General features: G+C 34.6%; 15 protein-coding genes. 7 read left to right on the top strand and 8 right to left on the bottom strand.

Annotated elements, in window-relative coordinates:
- Positions 1-378: T9SS type A sorting domain-containing protein (locus B0I10_RS14235; protein ID WP_146740372.1), on the top strand; the 378-nt coding region annotated here is incomplete at its 5' end.
- A 124-nt stretch (positions 379-502) separates the two neighbouring features.
- Positions 503-2,395, top strand: a complete 1,893-nt coding sequence (locus tag B0I10_RS14230) for a beta strand repeat-containing protein (protein ID WP_146740371.1) — start codon at positions 503-505, stop codon at positions 2,393-2,395.
- A 221-nt stretch (positions 2,396-2,616) separates the two neighbouring features.
- On the opposite strand, the gene B0I10_RS14225 is transcribed toward B0I10_RS14230, so the two are convergent.
- The 4 genes from B0I10_RS14225 to B0I10_RS14210 all read right to left on the bottom strand — a co-directional run bounded on the left by B0I10_RS14225 (position 2,617) and on the right by B0I10_RS14210 (position 6,004).
- Positions 2,617-3,930 (bottom strand): ABC1 kinase family protein, encoded by a 1,314-nt coding sequence (locus B0I10_RS14225; RefSeq protein WP_112087178.1) that lies wholly within the window; start codon positions 3,928-3,930, stop codon positions 2,617-2,619.
- Positions 3,931-4,001: 71 nt separating this feature from the next.
- Entirely contained in the window at positions 4,002-4,673 is a 672-nt protein-coding gene (locus B0I10_RS14220; RefSeq protein ID WP_112087186.1) for a TetR family transcriptional regulator C-terminal domain-containing protein, read from the bottom strand.
- Between the two features lie 139 nt (positions 4,674-4,812).
- Positions 4,813-5,508, bottom strand: coding sequence for an OmpA family protein (locus tag B0I10_RS14215; RefSeq protein ID WP_112087177.1), 696 nt, complete (start codon positions 5,506-5,508; stop codon positions 4,813-4,815).
- Between the two features lie 25 nt (positions 5,509-5,533).
- Positions 5,534-6,004: a lipocalin family protein gene (locus B0I10_RS14210; protein ID WP_112087176.1), complete on the bottom strand. Its 471-nt coding sequence runs from the start codon at positions 6,002-6,004 to the stop codon at positions 5,534-5,536.
- Positions 6,005-6,202: 198 nt separating this feature from the next.
- On the opposite strand from B0I10_RS14210, the gene htpG reads away from it, so the two are divergent.
- The 4 genes from htpG to B0I10_RS14185 all read left to right on the top strand — a co-directional run bounded on the left by htpG (position 6,203) and on the right by B0I10_RS14185 (position 9,903).
- Positions 6,203-8,089, top strand: a complete 1,887-nt coding sequence (gene htpG, locus B0I10_RS14205; protein ID WP_112087175.1) for a molecular chaperone HtpG — start codon at positions 6,203-6,205, stop codon at positions 8,087-8,089.
- Between the two features lie 116 nt (positions 8,090-8,205).
- A complete protein-coding gene (locus tag B0I10_RS14200; RefSeq protein WP_112087174.1) occupies positions 8,206-8,445 on the top strand; it encodes a hypothetical protein in 240 nt (79 codons plus the stop codon).
- Between the two features lie 598 nt (positions 8,446-9,043).
- Positions 9,044-9,220, top strand: coding sequence for a hypothetical protein (locus B0I10_RS15705; protein ID WP_181456965.1), 177 nt, complete (start codon positions 9,044-9,046; stop codon positions 9,218-9,220).
- Between the two features lie 293 nt (positions 9,221-9,513).
- Positions 9,514-9,903, top strand: a complete 390-nt coding sequence (locus B0I10_RS14185; RefSeq protein WP_112087171.1) for a DUF2721 domain-containing protein — start codon at positions 9,514-9,516, stop codon at positions 9,901-9,903.
- Here B0I10_RS14185 and B0I10_RS14180 read toward each other — a convergent pair.
- From B0I10_RS14180 to B0I10_RS14165, 4 genes are read right to left on the bottom strand one after another with little or no spacing between them, the layout of a single operon-like run.
- Positions 9,900-10,862 (bottom strand): sodium-dependent bicarbonate transport family permease, encoded by a 963-nt coding sequence (locus B0I10_RS14180; RefSeq protein WP_112087170.1) that lies wholly within the window; start codon positions 10,860-10,862, stop codon positions 9,900-9,902. The two genes, B0I10_RS14185 and B0I10_RS14180, sit on opposite strands and share 4 nt — an antisense overlap.
- Positions 10,862-11,905 carry an L-threonylcarbamoyladenylate synthase gene (locus B0I10_RS14175; protein WP_245943002.1) on the bottom strand — a complete coding sequence of 348 codons (1,044 nt, stop codon included), beginning with the start codon at positions 11,903-11,905 and terminating at the stop codon, positions 10,862-10,864. Before B0I10_RS14175 ends, B0I10_RS14180 begins: the two co-directional genes overlap by 1 nt.
- A complete protein-coding gene (locus B0I10_RS14170) occupies positions 11,856-12,698 on the bottom strand; it encodes a DUF6671 family protein (RefSeq protein ID WP_112087185.1) in 843 nt (280 codons plus the stop codon). The genes B0I10_RS14175 and B0I10_RS14170 overlap by 50 nt, the downstream gene beginning before the upstream one ends.
- Positions 12,685-12,987, bottom strand: coding sequence for a hypothetical protein (locus tag B0I10_RS14165; RefSeq protein ID WP_112087168.1), 303 nt, complete (start codon positions 12,985-12,987; stop codon positions 12,685-12,687). Before B0I10_RS14165 ends, B0I10_RS14170 begins: the two co-directional genes overlap by 14 nt.
- Positions 12,988-13,255: 268 nt before the next feature.
- Here B0I10_RS14165 and B0I10_RS14160 point away from each other — a divergent pair, with 268 nt between their 5' ends.
- Complete coding sequence (locus B0I10_RS14160; protein WP_112087167.1) at positions 13,256-14,170, top strand: LysR family transcriptional regulator; 915 nt, start codon at positions 13,256-13,258, stop codon at positions 14,168-14,170.
- The last annotated feature ends 229 nt before the right edge of the window (positions 14,171-14,399 follow it).

Here is a 14,399-nt window from a genome sequence, read left to right as displayed (position 1 = left end):
ACAACTTACACTGTTAGAGTAGCGATACGTTTGAATGGTGTTTGGGGACCTTACGGTAAATCATGTAGTATTATTACTCCAGGAGCCGGAAGACCGGATGCAGTTTCAAGAATGGATGCAACCAATGTAAATGAGTTCAAAGCGATTGCTTATCCAAACCCATTTGCAAACAGTTTTGCTATAGATGTGAGAACTTCTAACACAGAAGCAGTAAGCCTGACCGTGTATGACATGACGGGAAGACTATTGGAAGTAAAAGAAGTAAAAGCACAAGATGCGACCAACTACCAGTTTGGTGATCGTTATCCATCGGGAGTTTACAACGTGATTGTAACCCAAGGTGAAGAAACGAGAACCGTGCGAGTGGTGAAAAATTAAGTTCTAAAATAAGTTTAATTAAAAATATACCTCTCTTTTTTCAGAGAGGTATTTTTTAATTTGCAGCTTTGTCTATTTGAAAGCAAAAGATAGAATGTTACCAAAAGTGAGAAATAAAAATATTATGAAGAAAATTAAAATCGTATTCGCTGCAATATCTGCTGTTTTATGCTTGAATAGTGTTCAAGCACAAGTGGGTATTGGTACAACAACACCGCAAGGTGCTTTAGATATTACATCAACGACTGATGGCCTATTAATTCCGAGGGTTTCACTGGGTGGGACAAATTTCCCAGCACCACTTACGGCACCAGTAAATTCTGAGATAGTTTACAACACGAATAATAATAGTGCACTACCTCTACCCGTTCTTGCATTACAAGGGCTTGTTACACCAGGATTTTATTTTTGGAATGGTACAATATGGGAACGTTTTATCACCGGTGTATTACCAGCTTCAACAGGATGGTTAACAACTGGAAATACAGGCATTGTTGATGGAACCAATTTTATCGGAACAACAACAGCTGCAAATCTTCAATTTAGAAGAAATAATTCACATGCAGGAAGAATTTCAGCCACTAGTACATCTTTTGGTGTTAATGCTCTAACAGCCGGTGCCACAACGAATGGCACTGCTTTTGGGGTAAATGCTTTAGCAGCAAATACAGCCGCGAATAACACTGCCTTTGGAACTAATGCTCTAGCGGCAAACACCACCTCTGCAAACAATACCGCTTTTGGGTTTAATGCTTTAGCAACAAACACACCAAATGCAGACACAGGAGCTTTAAACACCGCTGTTGGTAGTGGTGCACTTGCGAGTTTAAATGGAGGTAATAACAATACTGCGGTGGGATACAATGCTTTAACATCGGTGCCATCACGAACACTATTTAATACAGCTGTTGGAAGCAATTCCATGTCTGGTTTAAATTCTGACGCTACCAGGAATAATGTGGCTGTTGGAGATAATACTATGACCGGTTCCGGAACAATTACATGGACTGTAGCCATAGGCTCGAATGCTTTAAGAAATGCTACTAACACATCAACAAGGAACACCGCCCTTGGTTTTTCTGCTGGTTCAAATACTACTAATGGAACTGACAACGTATTTTTAGGTCACTTAGCAGGTAGCTCAGAAGCCGGAAGTAGCAGTAATAAATTGTATATTGAAAATACAAATGCTAATTCAAGTAATGCTCTCATTTATGGTGAGTTTGATACCAATATACTGAGAGTAAACGGGACACTACAAGTTAATAACCCAGCTGGTGTAAACGGTTATTCGTTACCAAACACCCGAGGAACATTAAATCAAATTTTAAGAACAGATGGTGCAGGGGTAACAAGTTGGGTAACACCCTCAACAATTGAAACTGATCCGCAAGTATCCTCTGCTACAAACAATGTAATACCGAAATGGAACGGCACTACCCTTGTGGATGGAATTATAACCGACAATGGTACGAGTGTAAATGTAGCTGGAAATACCACTACTACCACTTTTCAAATGACGAATGGAGCTACGGCCAATTATATTTTGCAAAGCGATGCTGCTGGAAACGGCACTTGGGTTCAAAATCCGCTAAACACTTTATCTATGGTAAGGGTTAATTTGGGTGGTTCAAATCAGGTTTTAACTGCCCCGGCTCCTCCGGGCACTTGGGAAAAGATTAATTTTTCAACAGAAGTTTTTGATACCAGTTCAGAATTTGCAGGTGGAACATTTACCGCCACTAAAGCTGGTTTTTATCAAATCAATGCAGGATTTCATACTAATGATCAAACCAATTTGCAACAATATGCAATTGGTGTTTTTGTAAATGGCGTTTTATATCAGGAAACGTCCGGAAATCACACTAATTTGGGCGAGGTATCACGCAACATTAACTGTCTAGTTAATTTAGCGATAGGGAATACTGTAGAAATTTTTGTTAAAAATTTTATTCCAGGAGTAGTAATTAATGGCTTTATCGGTAAGACCTTTTTTGAAGTACAACAAATAAGGTAAAAATACAATTTCAAATCGCTTTAGACGGATAGAAAATGACTGGGTGAAAATCCAGTCATTTTTTTATTTAATTATATTTGCAAATATGATATATATTATAAATGATACACTTAACTTTTCATGCTTACTATAAAGAATAAGAGCGACATAACTCAAACGTGGAGTGTCGCTCTTATCAACCTAACCAATAAATAAACAAACCTTATATAAACAACTAAAATTTAGTTGGCAATGTATTTTTCATAGTATTTGGTGTCCACTCTTGCTTTCAAATCGTGCAACAGTGTATACAAACCGAAGAATGTTCTGTTAATGTATAAAAAGTGCTTTGACCCTCTATTGCCATTCATTTTTCGCAACTGTGTATCTTTTGAAAACTCCTCACCCATTTTAGCAATACTTCCAAAAAATTCTTCATCTGAAAAATCGAAGAAATCACCATGAAACGGTTTAGTGAACAAGCTCAATAACTGATGAAACAGGTTGGTGAAATACTCAATTTCTTTGGGTGAATCATCCGTTCGCAATATTTCTAATTCAAATAACTTTTCATTAAATAATTTTGGATTATTGATCACTTCCGGACGAGCCAATTCAAAGTATGGGATATAAAATTCATCCGGTACTTGTTTAATGCAACCAAAATCAATCGCAATTAAATTCGCTTTCTCATCAATTAAAAAATTACCCGGATGCGGATCGGCATGCACTTGTTTTAAATAATGCATTTGATACATATAAAAATCCCATAATGCCTGACCCAACTTATCACCTTTTTCACGATCTGCATTGTGAGCCGTAAACTCCGATAAATGTTCCCCTTCCATCCAATCCATCGTTAAAATTCGTTTCGACGATAGTTCTTCATAGTAAATCGGAAATCGCAAGTTAGGTATCATGCTACACGCCTCTGCAATAAATTTCCCCTGTTTCAACTCTAACTCATAATCTGTTTCTTCCAATAATTTATGCTCAACCTCCTTGAAATATTTCTCCGAGTCTTTTCCTTGGAGGTTGAACATCTTAATTGCAAAAGGTTTCACAATTGCCAAGTCTGAACTAATACTTTCCGCTACGCCCGGATATTGAATTTTCACAGCAAGATTTTTCCCATCCTTTGCAGCTTTGTGCACCTGTCCGATGCTGGCCGCATTTATAGAATCAGGCGTAAACGAATCATACAGTTGTTCAGGATATTTTCCCAAATAATTTTTAAATGTCTTTCTCACCAACGGAGCACTCAGCGGTGGCACCGAAAATTGAGCTAAGGAAAACTTATCCACATATGCTTTAGGCATGATATTTTTTTCCATGCTTAGCATTTGAGCCACTTTCAATGCACTTCCTTTCAGATTCTTTAGTCCGTCATAAATATCTTCTGCATTGTTCTCGTTCAATTTATCCTTTGTCAAACCGGGATTCACCACTTTTTCGCCGTAATAGGCAATGTAGTTTCCTCCTACTTTCAAACCGGTTTTCACCAATTGTCCGGCACGTTCAATTTTATTGGTTGGTATTTTGTCTAATGTTTTCATTTATTTTTTTGGCGTGTTCCGCCGGTGGCGCACGGGTTATTCGCTACTATCCCTCATGCGAATGCGTGCTGTTAATTAAATTTTTCCTTCCAAACAAATTTGCCTAAATCCAATAAACTATCCAATGGCGTAGTGTCTAAGACATCAAAAGTAGCTTTTACTGCTTTTTCAATCATTACATCGGTTTTTTCAAATCCTTTGGAAGTGTCCTCCAACCAAAATTTCAATATAAATAAGAACTCTACCCAAGCACCTTCTACATAAAGTGGTTTTAAAACCTTATTGACTTTAAAATCTTCTTCCGAAGTTTGCGTGTCTGTCATATCTACGATAAAACTTTTAAAATGGTTTCGGAACGATTTCAATTGTTGCAAATTCTTCAACATATTTTTTTCTTCCTTCAACGCAAATACCACATAACTTCTGTTTAGTGTAAGTATTTCAATCAATGAAAAATAAAGCGTTAATAGTTTATTTTTATTGGAATAGGTCAAATAATTTTCGTCCGATTCGACCGTGTTTTTAACATTTTCAAAAAACTTTACCCAAATGTCTTGCTTCAATGCTTCTATTGAACCATATAAAGCATAAAATTCAGTTTCTAAAATTTTATTTTCTTGACAAAACAAATACACATTCTTGGGTTCGGCATTATTTTGTAAAACTTGATCCATGTACATACTTACAATTTGGTCATCACTTACAAGTTTTTTCTTCGTTGTTGTTTTTTTTATTGTTGCCATTTTTTGGTTAAATTTCTTGATTGTAAAGGTACTCATTTGTTCAACTTTTTTCAAAATTATTTAAACAAAATATTTGTTAAAGTTATTTCAAAAAAAAAGACCATCACAATTGATGGTCTTTGTACTATTTAAAAAGCAATTAGTTTTTCACTTCTTTCTCTGCATCTTGAATCATTTTTTCGTTAGCAGTAATTGTAAATTCCACTCGACGGTTTTTACTTCTTCCTTCCACCGTTTCATTAGAAGCAATTGGATCGTTGGGCCCCATTCCTTTTGTTTTAATACGGGTAGAACCTAAACCTTTACTTACTAAATAACTTCTCACAGATGCCGCTCGATCTTCGGACAATTTTTGATTAAATTCTAATCGACCTGTGCTGTCAGTATAACCATAAATTACAATATCGGTATCAGCATAACTTTGAAAAACAGGTACAACTTTATCCAAATTTGCTTTAGCAGTAGCCGTTAAAACTGATTTATTAGTTTCAAAATTCACTGAATTTTCACCCAAAACCAATACAATACCCTCTTCTACTCGGTTTACTTCTGCACCCGGTAACGCTTGTTCGATTTCGCGGGCTTGCTTGTCCATTTTATTACCAATTACACCTCCCACGGTTCCACCTACAACACCGCCAATTACGGCTCCAAGAGCGGTGTTTCCACCTTTTCCGAGGTTGTTTCCTAGAATTCCACCAATTACTGCTCCAGCAGCGACGCCAATTCCGGCACCTCTTTGTGTATTATTTGTATTTTTTGCCGCTTCACAACCCGTAAAGAGTGTCCCTAATGCAAAAGAAGCAACGATACTTATTGCTATTATTTTTTTCATATTCTGTTGTATTATATTATTTTATTTAATTTACTTTTTGAAATTGATAAACCACATCTGTCATCGAATTTCCTACGCTAATTCTATCTACCAATTGAAAAGAACTTTCAGTTTGATTGGCTACTTTCAATACATAGCCTTCTCTCACTTTCTTCGCTTTTTCTCCAGCGTCTAACACTTTCATGACAAAATTTCCTTCTTTATTCACAAACCAAGTAATTGGCGAACTAAAGGCAGGGCAACCCGCTTTGGTTAGTGCCATTTCACCCTTGTTATTATTGGAAACGAATTTCCAATTACTTCCCACGAAACATTGTGAATCGGCAAGTTCAAATGAATTTACTTTAATGTACTCTGACCCCGGATAATTTACTGATGCAATTACCCAATTTCCTTTCATGCCTGCTTCGGTCTTGTTGTCCAACTTTGTGGCGGTGTTTGTTTTGCAGGAAAAAAACAACACGGATAACATACTTATAAAAATTATTTTTCTCATTTTTTACTACTTTAAATGTTAGTGATACAAAGATACTTCCATTTTTTCTAAATAAAATTACATAATTCCCACTTTCTATTATCAAATTAATTCTACACTTCTTAACTAATTATTTCTACGTCAATTTGTCATATCTTCACAAATGGTATTGCTTTTGCTTATTGAGAAACCAATAATGTTTAACTTAAAATTCAAAATATGACAACCGGAAAAATTAATGTTTCTGTAGAAAACATCTTTCCTTTAATTAAAAAGTTTTTATACAGTGATCACGAAATTTTTCTTCGTGAACTAGTGTCTAATGCCACAGATGCTACTTTAAAATTAAAACACCTTACCAGCATTGGCGAAGCCAAAGTGGAATATGGCAATCCGAAAATTGAAGTCAAAATCGATAAGGAAAACAAAAAACTTCACATTATCGATCAAGGATTAGGAATGACTGCTGAAGAAGTTGAAAAATACATCAACCAAGTGGCTTTTTCGGGTGCCGAAGAGTTTTTGGAAAAATACAAAGATTCTGCCAAAGATTCAGGTATCATCGGTCATTTTGGATTAGGATTTTATTCTGCTTTTATGGTGGCTTCCAAAGTGGAAATTATTACTAAATCATTTAAAGACGAACCTGCCGCACATTGGACGTGTGATGGAAGTCCGGAATTTACTTTAGTTCCAAGCGACAAAACAGAAAGAGGAACTGAAATTATCCTTCATATTGCTGAGGATTCTTTAGAATTTTTAGAAGAATTTAAAATCCGTGAATTGTTGAAAAAATACAACAAATTCATGCCGGTGCCCATTAAATTTGGAACTAAAAAAGAAACGCTTCCAAAACCGGAAGATGCTCCTGAAGATTTCAAAGCAGAAGAAATTGAGGTTGATAATATCATCAACAACCCTACTCCGGCTTGGACCAAAGCTCCAACGGAATTAAAAGACGAGGATTATAAAGAATTCTACCGCGAATTGTATCCGATGCAATTTGAAGATCCGTTGTTCAGTATTCATTTGAATGTGGATTATCCGTTTAATTTGACCGGAATTTTATATTTCCCAAAAATGTCTGCGGATTTACAAATTCAGAAAGACAAAATTCAGTTATACCAAAATCAGGTTTATGTAACGGATAATGTAGAAGGCATTGTTCCTGAATTTTTGGTGATGCTTCGCGGAGTGATTGATTCGCCGGATATTCCGTTGAATGTTTCGCGTTCGTATTTGCAATCGGATGGCAATGTGAAAAAGATTTCCAATTACATTACCCGAAAAGTAGCGGATAAATTGAAGTCATTATTCAATGAAAACCGTGAAGATTTTGAGCAAAAATGGAACGATATCAAAATCGTATTGGAATACGGAATGCTTTCGGAAGACAAATTCTATGAAAAAGCGGGAGATTTTGTTTTGTATCCAACCGTTGATGATAAATTTTTCACCTTAGCAGAATTAAAAGAAAAACTAGCAGCCAATCAAACGGACAAAAACGGAAAATTGGTCGTTTTATATGCTTCCAACAAAGAAGCTCAACACGGTTACATTGACATAGCCAGAGAAAAAGGTTACGAAGTACTATTGCTTGACAGCCCAATCGTTTCGCATTTAATTCAAAAATTAGAAGCGGATAATGAAAACTTGACGTTTGTTCGAGTAGATTCTGATCACATTGACAAATTAATTCAAAAAGAAGACACGCAGATTTCAAAATTATCGGAAGAAGAATCAACCAAATTAAAAACCGTTTTAGAAGAATTAGTTCCAAAAGCAACGTATACGGTTCAATTGGAAGCAATGGATAGCAATGCCGCTCCGTTTATGATTACGCAACCGGAATTTATGCGACGAATGAAAGAAATGAGTCAGTCCGGCGGTGGCGGAATGTTTGGTATGGGTAACTTCCCGGAAATGTATAATTTGGTGGTGAATACCAACTCTAATTTAGCAACAACCATTCTTTCCACGGAAGACAAATCGGCTCAAGAACATTTGGTAAAACAAGCAATGGACTTAGCTAAAATCTCGCAAGGATTATTGAAAGGTGAGGAATTGACGGCGTTTGTGAAGCGAAGTTTTGAGATGATTAAATAGTATTAAGACGGGAGAATTAAGTAGTAAGACTGAACCTGTGAGTGAATGCTTGCAGGTTTTTTTTATAACTTTAAAAATTATTCCTTAAATTTATAATCAATTTAAATTTCAATAAAATGAATATTGAAACCCAACGAAAAAATATAGTACATCGAATTTTAGATGTAGAAAATACTAATTTGCTTTCTAACATAGAAAAATTACTTGACGAAGAAGTATTTACCTACAAAGCAAATGGCACTCCTTTAACCAAAAATGAATATCAAGAGCATATTTCAAAAATCCTACATGCGTCTGAAGATACTGAAAATGGTTATTTGACTGAAGATGCAAAAGCTAAGATAAAAAAGAAATGAGGACAGTCATTTGGTCCGAAGATGCAATTGTATCTATCCAGCCTATTTATGATTTCATACATCTAAAAAGTCCACACAATGCTGAAAATGTTAGTTGATACTCTTTTCACAATTGGGAAAAAACTATCAATTTTTCCGGAACGAAATCCTATTGATCCTATTTTTAAATCTGAAAATATTCGATTTTTTCCAAAATGGAACTTCAAAATTGTTTACAAAATTGAACCTGAAAGAGTATTTATACTTGATGTGTTTTCAAGTAGACAAAATTTGAATATATAAATTTTAAAGATCAAATAAGAAAAGCTTAGAGGCAAGACCTATGAGCAAAAGCTTACATATTTTTTTTATTCTGTTAAAAATCCAATAGTTTTTATCGTATATTTACTGCAGATCTTTCTTAAAAACAACTAAAAAATGTTTACTAAATTTAAAAAAATAGAACTGCTTATTCTTGTATTGGTTGTGGTGTTAATATTTATTTCGGAATATTATTATGTTGTTTTAAATAACCCCGAACGTGCACTTTTTATTGGATTATGGCCTCCAACAATTATTGGATTACTGATCTATTTCAATTTAAAACTTAAAAAGTAGTATGGAAAATCTAGACCTTATTATTTTAACGATTATCGCGGTAGTTTTTTTTATTGCCTTTTTCATCTCAACGTTTAAGGCTTACGAATATGCTTCAAAATTAGATAATCCTGAAAATGAAAAGCAAGGAATTGTAGCCAGATTGATCGCGTATATAGAAAGTATTACAGAAAATTAAAATTTTTACTGATAGCAATTTCTCTTATTATTTTTTATCTGCTTTTTTAAAGTGTTTCATAGCTCAACTTGATATAATCAATTATAGCATTACAAGTAGATTACATATTAATGAAATAAATATTTGTACGATTCTTCAGTTAAATCCGGGCATATTTTTTCAAACATTCCAAAGTTGAGTTCGTTTACTTCTTTTGAAAATGACTGGTTTTAAAATTTTATTCAATATATATTGAAACTCGCTTCAAGATTAACGAACTTTGAACCCGCAACTTTTTAACCCGCAACCACACCATGACACTAACCATAGACACTCCCGCCCTACTCTTTTCTGCCACTTCGTTGATTTTATTGGCCTATACCAATCGGTTTTTAACCATTGCTCAAATTGTGCGTGGATTAAAAAAGACGTATGATGAAAAAGAGAACAAAAGTATTTTGATTGAAATCGCGAATTTAAACCTCCGGTTAACGTTGATTCGTTACATGCAATTGGCTGGTGTGTTGAGTTTGTTTTTATCGGTTTTTGCGATGTTGGTTTTATTTTTTGAACACCAATTGCCGGGTATTGTTCTTTTTGGCGGAAGTTTATTAGCCTTATTGATATCGTTGGGTATTTCGTTTTGGGAAATTAGTATTTCGGTGAATGCATTGCGGGTTCATTTAAAAGATATGGTTGATTAAAAATAGTTAATTACCGCCAAATATATCGGCATTCCTACCGTAATGTTAAATGGAAAAGAAACTGCTAATGCCATGGGTACAAATAAACCCGGATTCGCTTTCGGCACTGCCATTTTCATCGCTGCAGGAACTGCGATATAAGAAGCACTTGCTGCTAAAACTGCAAACATAAATCGATCGCCTGTGTCTGCTGTAATAAATTGACTAATTACTGCGACAAAGACACCATTTACTAAAGGAATAACGATTGCGAAAACAGCTGTAAACCAGCCACTTTTTAAAAAGTCATTGATTTTTTTGCCACAAACAATTCCCATATCCAACAAAAAAATGGCTAGAAATCCTTTAAAAATATCGGTTGTAAAGGGTTTTATGCCCATTGCCTCTTTATCACTGGCTAAAAACCCGATGATTAGACTACCAATAATTAAAAAGACACTTCCATTGGTAAATGAATGTTTAATAATAGAACCCATATTACTATTGCACGATTCTTTGGAACCAAAAAAACGAATTAAGATTACACCAATAATAATAGCAGGAGCTTCCATTAATGCCATCACAGCAACCATGTGGCCGTTGAACGAAATATTTTGAATCTCTAAAAAAGACACCGCTGTAACAAATGTCACGGCACTTACTGAACCGTAAGCCGCCGCAATTGCTCCTGAGTTTTCTATACTAAGTTTTCTTTTTAAGATAAAAAAGGTATAGCATGGAATAATACAAGCTACAAGCACGCCAAAGAGCAGAGCCCACAAGATTGATAAATTTAGCTCGCTGTGCACCAATTCTTGTCCTCCTTTGAAACCAATTGAAAACAAGAGATAAAGTGAAATAAATTTAGATGAGTTATTCGGAATTTCCAGATCACTTTTAAACTTCACGGCTAAAATTCCTAACACAAAAAACAATAAAGCCGGATTGGTTAAGTTTTGAAGTAATAAATCTAAATTCATTAAATAAAAATATTATTAGGTGTAAAATTGGTTTCTCTTATACAAGCCCTTGAAAGTCTGTCATTGATCGATTTGCCTATACCTATGTCCAGAAACTTCTCGGCAATTAGCAAATCGAATCCTTTGGTGTCTAACTTATGCATGGCTGCGTATAAATTTTTGGCAGCTTCTTCCATATCGCCCTTTGGAGACAACACTTCTGTATAATAATCTTTAGAAATATGCTGGCCTTCAAAAACCAGAAGTCCGATATTTTTGCCAATTAAATTAAAAGCCGTATGTAGAGGATTACTACTCATCATCATTGGTGTTCGGGGGGCATAATGCTTTTCTAACATTCCGGGTGCAATAGGATGTTTTTCAGAATTTACAATGACCTTCACATTCCCCACCACTAACTCAAGCATTTCTAGCGAAATAGAACCTAAGCGGTAAACCACAACTTCTCCCTTTTTAAAACCTACTATAGTTGACTCAATACCTTTTTCTGCCATACCGCCATCTAAAATCACATCGAGACTATGCTTAAAATAATTTTCAACATGTTTGGCAGTAGTCGGACTAATCGAGCCAAAGGGGTTAGCACTTGGAGCAGCCAGTGGAACGCCCATTTTTTTAATTAATTCTAAGGCAACCGGATGATTGGGCACTCTCACAGCAACCGTATTTTTATCTGCAGTGACAATATCAGAGACTGTTTTATTTTTTTCAAGTATCATTGTTAAGGGACCGGGCCAGAAATTTTTGGCTAACAAATAAGCTTTTTCAGGAACATTTTTAGCAACTTTATCTAACGATTCAACCGAGTCAATGTGAACAATTAATGGATTAAAAAATGGTCTTTGCTTTATTTCAAAGATTTTTTTTAAAGCACTTTCATTATAAATATTAGCGGCTAGTCCATAGACCGTTTCTGTTGGAATAGCCACAACATCGCCTTTAGTTAAATAAAAAACTGCTTTTTTTATTGACTTTGTGATAACTCCTCTTTTATTAGGGATTGCAGTAGTTGCAAAATTCGGGTGATTCATATTGTTTATCATTTGGATATTTTTGAAGCGATGTATAATTACATTTTTTACAATTGAATTGCCAAGCGAATGTAGATTCTGTGGGCGATTTACACCACTTGCAAGGGAGACCTTTTATTACTTTATTCACATCAAATCCGGGAGCTTGACAGTTTGGACATGCAGTGTTTATTTTTTTTATTAATTTTTGCGTCGCTTTTTCTATCACTTTCATTCGGGTCGGATTCCTGTAAGCTCTCATGTCTGTTTCCACCCAAACTTCTGAGGTTTCTTTCTTGATAGACTCATAAACTGCTTGTAAGTTTTCCCAATCCAAAATATCTTTATGAATAATTGTACTGTTTTCTTTTGCGTCTTTGAGAATCAATCCGTGAGAAGGAAAATCTGATTTTTGGGCAAATTCCAGCAACTGTTCCTGTGATGTAATTTTCTCCGCATTAAAATTGGTTTCTAAACTTAATTCACGGGCAATAATTTCTAATTCATTTTTTTTATCAATAAGCATTAGTAACTCATCATCTGCTTGGGCAAAAAAAAGACTAGGATGCGGCCCGAATGAACCTTCGGAGGCAACTACTAAATCATATCCATACTGCTCCATCGCTTCGTAACATTTTTTTCGAATGGCTTCCAAAGCATTTCCTGTTCTTTCTACTTCTCCGCTAAAAGTGCCAAACTTATCCGTGTCAAAATCAGAGGGGACAAAAACATCTACCCCCAAATATTCTTCAACCAGTGGAAGAATAACTTTTTCCTTGTGATGTTTGGTTGCAACAATGAGCTTTCTACCCTCAAAAAACTTCATTTTTTTCTTTTTTTTCAACTGCCAAAACTTCAATAGTTCCTGAAATTCGTATCTCTACCTCTTCGCTTTCATAGTCTTTTAAGACTTGACTTATCTGCAATAAAATTTCATTTAATTCTGCAATTCTTTTTTTTGAATGTGGTAGTTCAATACCAAATCGCTCGTGAGCACTAAAAAGTTCTAATTCATGAAACTTAATCTTATCTTTAACCAACGTGGTTAAAACCGATTTGGCGTCTGATGGTTTAAATGTTCCATCAATCAATTTGAAATTTAAATTTTTGTCCATTTTAATTAATTTTAAAGTTTACTTTTCGCAAGGTGTGCAAGGTTAAAAGGACTCCAAGTCCTAAATAAAAATCAATGAAAAGGTTTTTTTGGCTAGTGAATGATAAAATCAAACCAGAGAGTAACCAGATTGAACAAAGCACTAAACCATATTTTTCAATATTCTTTTTCATAGTTATATATGTAAGTGAAATTTAATTTTACAAAATTCTACAAAACATTTCATATATTTTTATTTATATTTGTAATGATATACATAAACTAAACTTATGAATTACACCTTACACCAATTGCTTATTTTTTTAAAAATAACAGAGACAAAAAGCATTACCAAAGCTTCTGAAGAGATGCATCTTACGCAACCTGCTGTTTCTATTCAGCTCAAAAAACTACAAGATCAATTTGATATTCCGTTAACGGAGGTTATTGGCAGACAACTTTATGTTACTGATTTTGGCAAAGAAATTGCATCGGCTGCTGAAAAAATATTAAATGAAGTTCAAAATATCAATTACAAAACGATGGCCTATAAAGGTCTAATTTTTGGAAGACTAAAGATTTCTGTTGTTTCAACCGGTAAATACGTTATTCCTTATTTTATCACGGATTTTATGAAAGAAAATCCTGCGATAGAATTAGAACTCGATGTAACCAACAAACTGAGAGTAATTAAAAGTTTGCAAAACAACGATGTTGATTTTTCATTAGTTTCTTTGTTGCCCGAAAACGTGGATATTGAGAAAATTGATTTAATGGAAAACAAACTCTTTTTAGTTGGAAACAAAGAATTTGATTTTCCGCATCAACAGAATGACAAATCAATTATTGAAAAGCTTCCAATTATTTATAGGGAAAAAGGCTCGGGAACGAGGCAAGTGATGGAACAATTTCTTGAGACCAATAAATTACAGCTCATCAAAAAAATGGAATTAACTTCCAACGAAGCGGTAAAACAAGCTTTGATTGCAGGATTGGGATGCTCCATCATGCCCTTAATTGGCATAAAAAATGAATTGAATAATGGTGATTTACACATTATACCCATTATGGGATTACCTTTAAAATCAACCTGGAGTTTAATTTGGTTGAAACAAAAAAAACATTCACCGGTAGCTCTTGCTTTTCAACACTACTTAATCGAAAATAAAACGAAGATTATGAAGGAAAAATTTTCTTGGATTTAATGGCGTTCCCATAACAAGTCGGTTTTCTCCATCTTTTGAATTTCAAATCTACTCTAGTTTAAATTATCACCTCCCACTTTTGGTCGACCTATGGATTGAAAGATAAAATGAATTCTTCTTGAATTGGATTGCTTCGCAGTAAAAGTTTGAAATGGATTTATACTGGGAACATTTTTTATTAACAACCATCAACTTCAAACCTGAAACTTGAAACCTGAAACCTGAAACT

Source organism: Flavobacterium lacus (genome assembly GCF_003268815.1).
GTDB classification, from domain to species: domain Bacteria; phylum Bacteroidota; class Bacteroidia; order Flavobacteriales; family Flavobacteriaceae; genus Flavobacterium; species Flavobacterium lacus.
Note: the sequence above shows the minus strand (reverse complement) of the source record. Positions and strands in the feature narration are given on the sequence as shown.

Coding starts and splice junctions, on each gene's coding strand:
- B0I10_RS14160 (WP_112087167.1), top strand. CDS start 13,256: ATGAATTACACCTTACACCAATTGCTTATTTTTTTAAAAATAACAGAG.
- B0I10_RS14180 (WP_112087170.1), bottom strand. CDS start 10,862: ATGAATTTAGATTTATTACTTCAAAACTTAACCAATCCGGCTTTATTG.
- B0I10_RS14185 (WP_112087171.1), top strand. CDS start 9,514: ATGACACTAACCATAGACACTCCCGCCCTACTCTTTTCTGCCACTTCG.
- B0I10_RS14175 (WP_245943002.1), bottom strand. CDS start 11,905: ATGATAAACAATATGAATCACCCGAATTTTGCAACTACTGCAATCCCT.
- B0I10_RS14165 (WP_112087168.1), bottom strand. CDS start 12,987: ATGGACAAAAATTTAAATTTCAAATTGATTGATGGAACATTTAAACCA.
- htpG (WP_112087175.1), top strand. CDS start 6,203: ATGACAACCGGAAAAATTAATGTTTCTGTAGAAAACATCTTTCCTTTA.
- B0I10_RS14210 (WP_112087176.1), bottom strand. CDS start 6,004: ATGAGAAAAATAATTTTTATAAGTATGTTATCCGTGTTGTTTTTTTCC.
- B0I10_RS14225 (WP_112087178.1), bottom strand. CDS start 3,930: ATGAAAACATTAGACAAAATACCAACCAATAAAATTGAACGTGCCGGA.
- B0I10_RS15705 (WP_181456965.1), top strand. CDS start 9,044: ATGGAAAATCTAGACCTTATTATTTTAACGATTATCGCGGTAGTTTTT.
- B0I10_RS14170 (WP_112087185.1), bottom strand. CDS start 12,698: ATGAAGTTTTTTGAGGGTAGAAAGCTCATTGTTGCAACCAAACATCAC.
- B0I10_RS14200 (WP_112087174.1), top strand. CDS start 8,206: ATGAATATTGAAACCCAACGAAAAAATATAGTACATCGAATTTTAGAT.
- B0I10_RS14215 (WP_112087177.1), bottom strand. CDS start 5,508: ATGAAAAAAATAATAGCAATAAGTATCGTTGCTTCTTTTGCATTAGGG.
- B0I10_RS14220 (WP_112087186.1), bottom strand. CDS start 4,673: ATGGCAACAATAAAAAAAACAACAACGAAGAAAAAACTTGTAAGTGAT.
- B0I10_RS14230 (WP_146740371.1), top strand. CDS start 503: ATGAAGAAAATTAAAATCGTATTCGCTGCAATATCTGCTGTTTTATGC.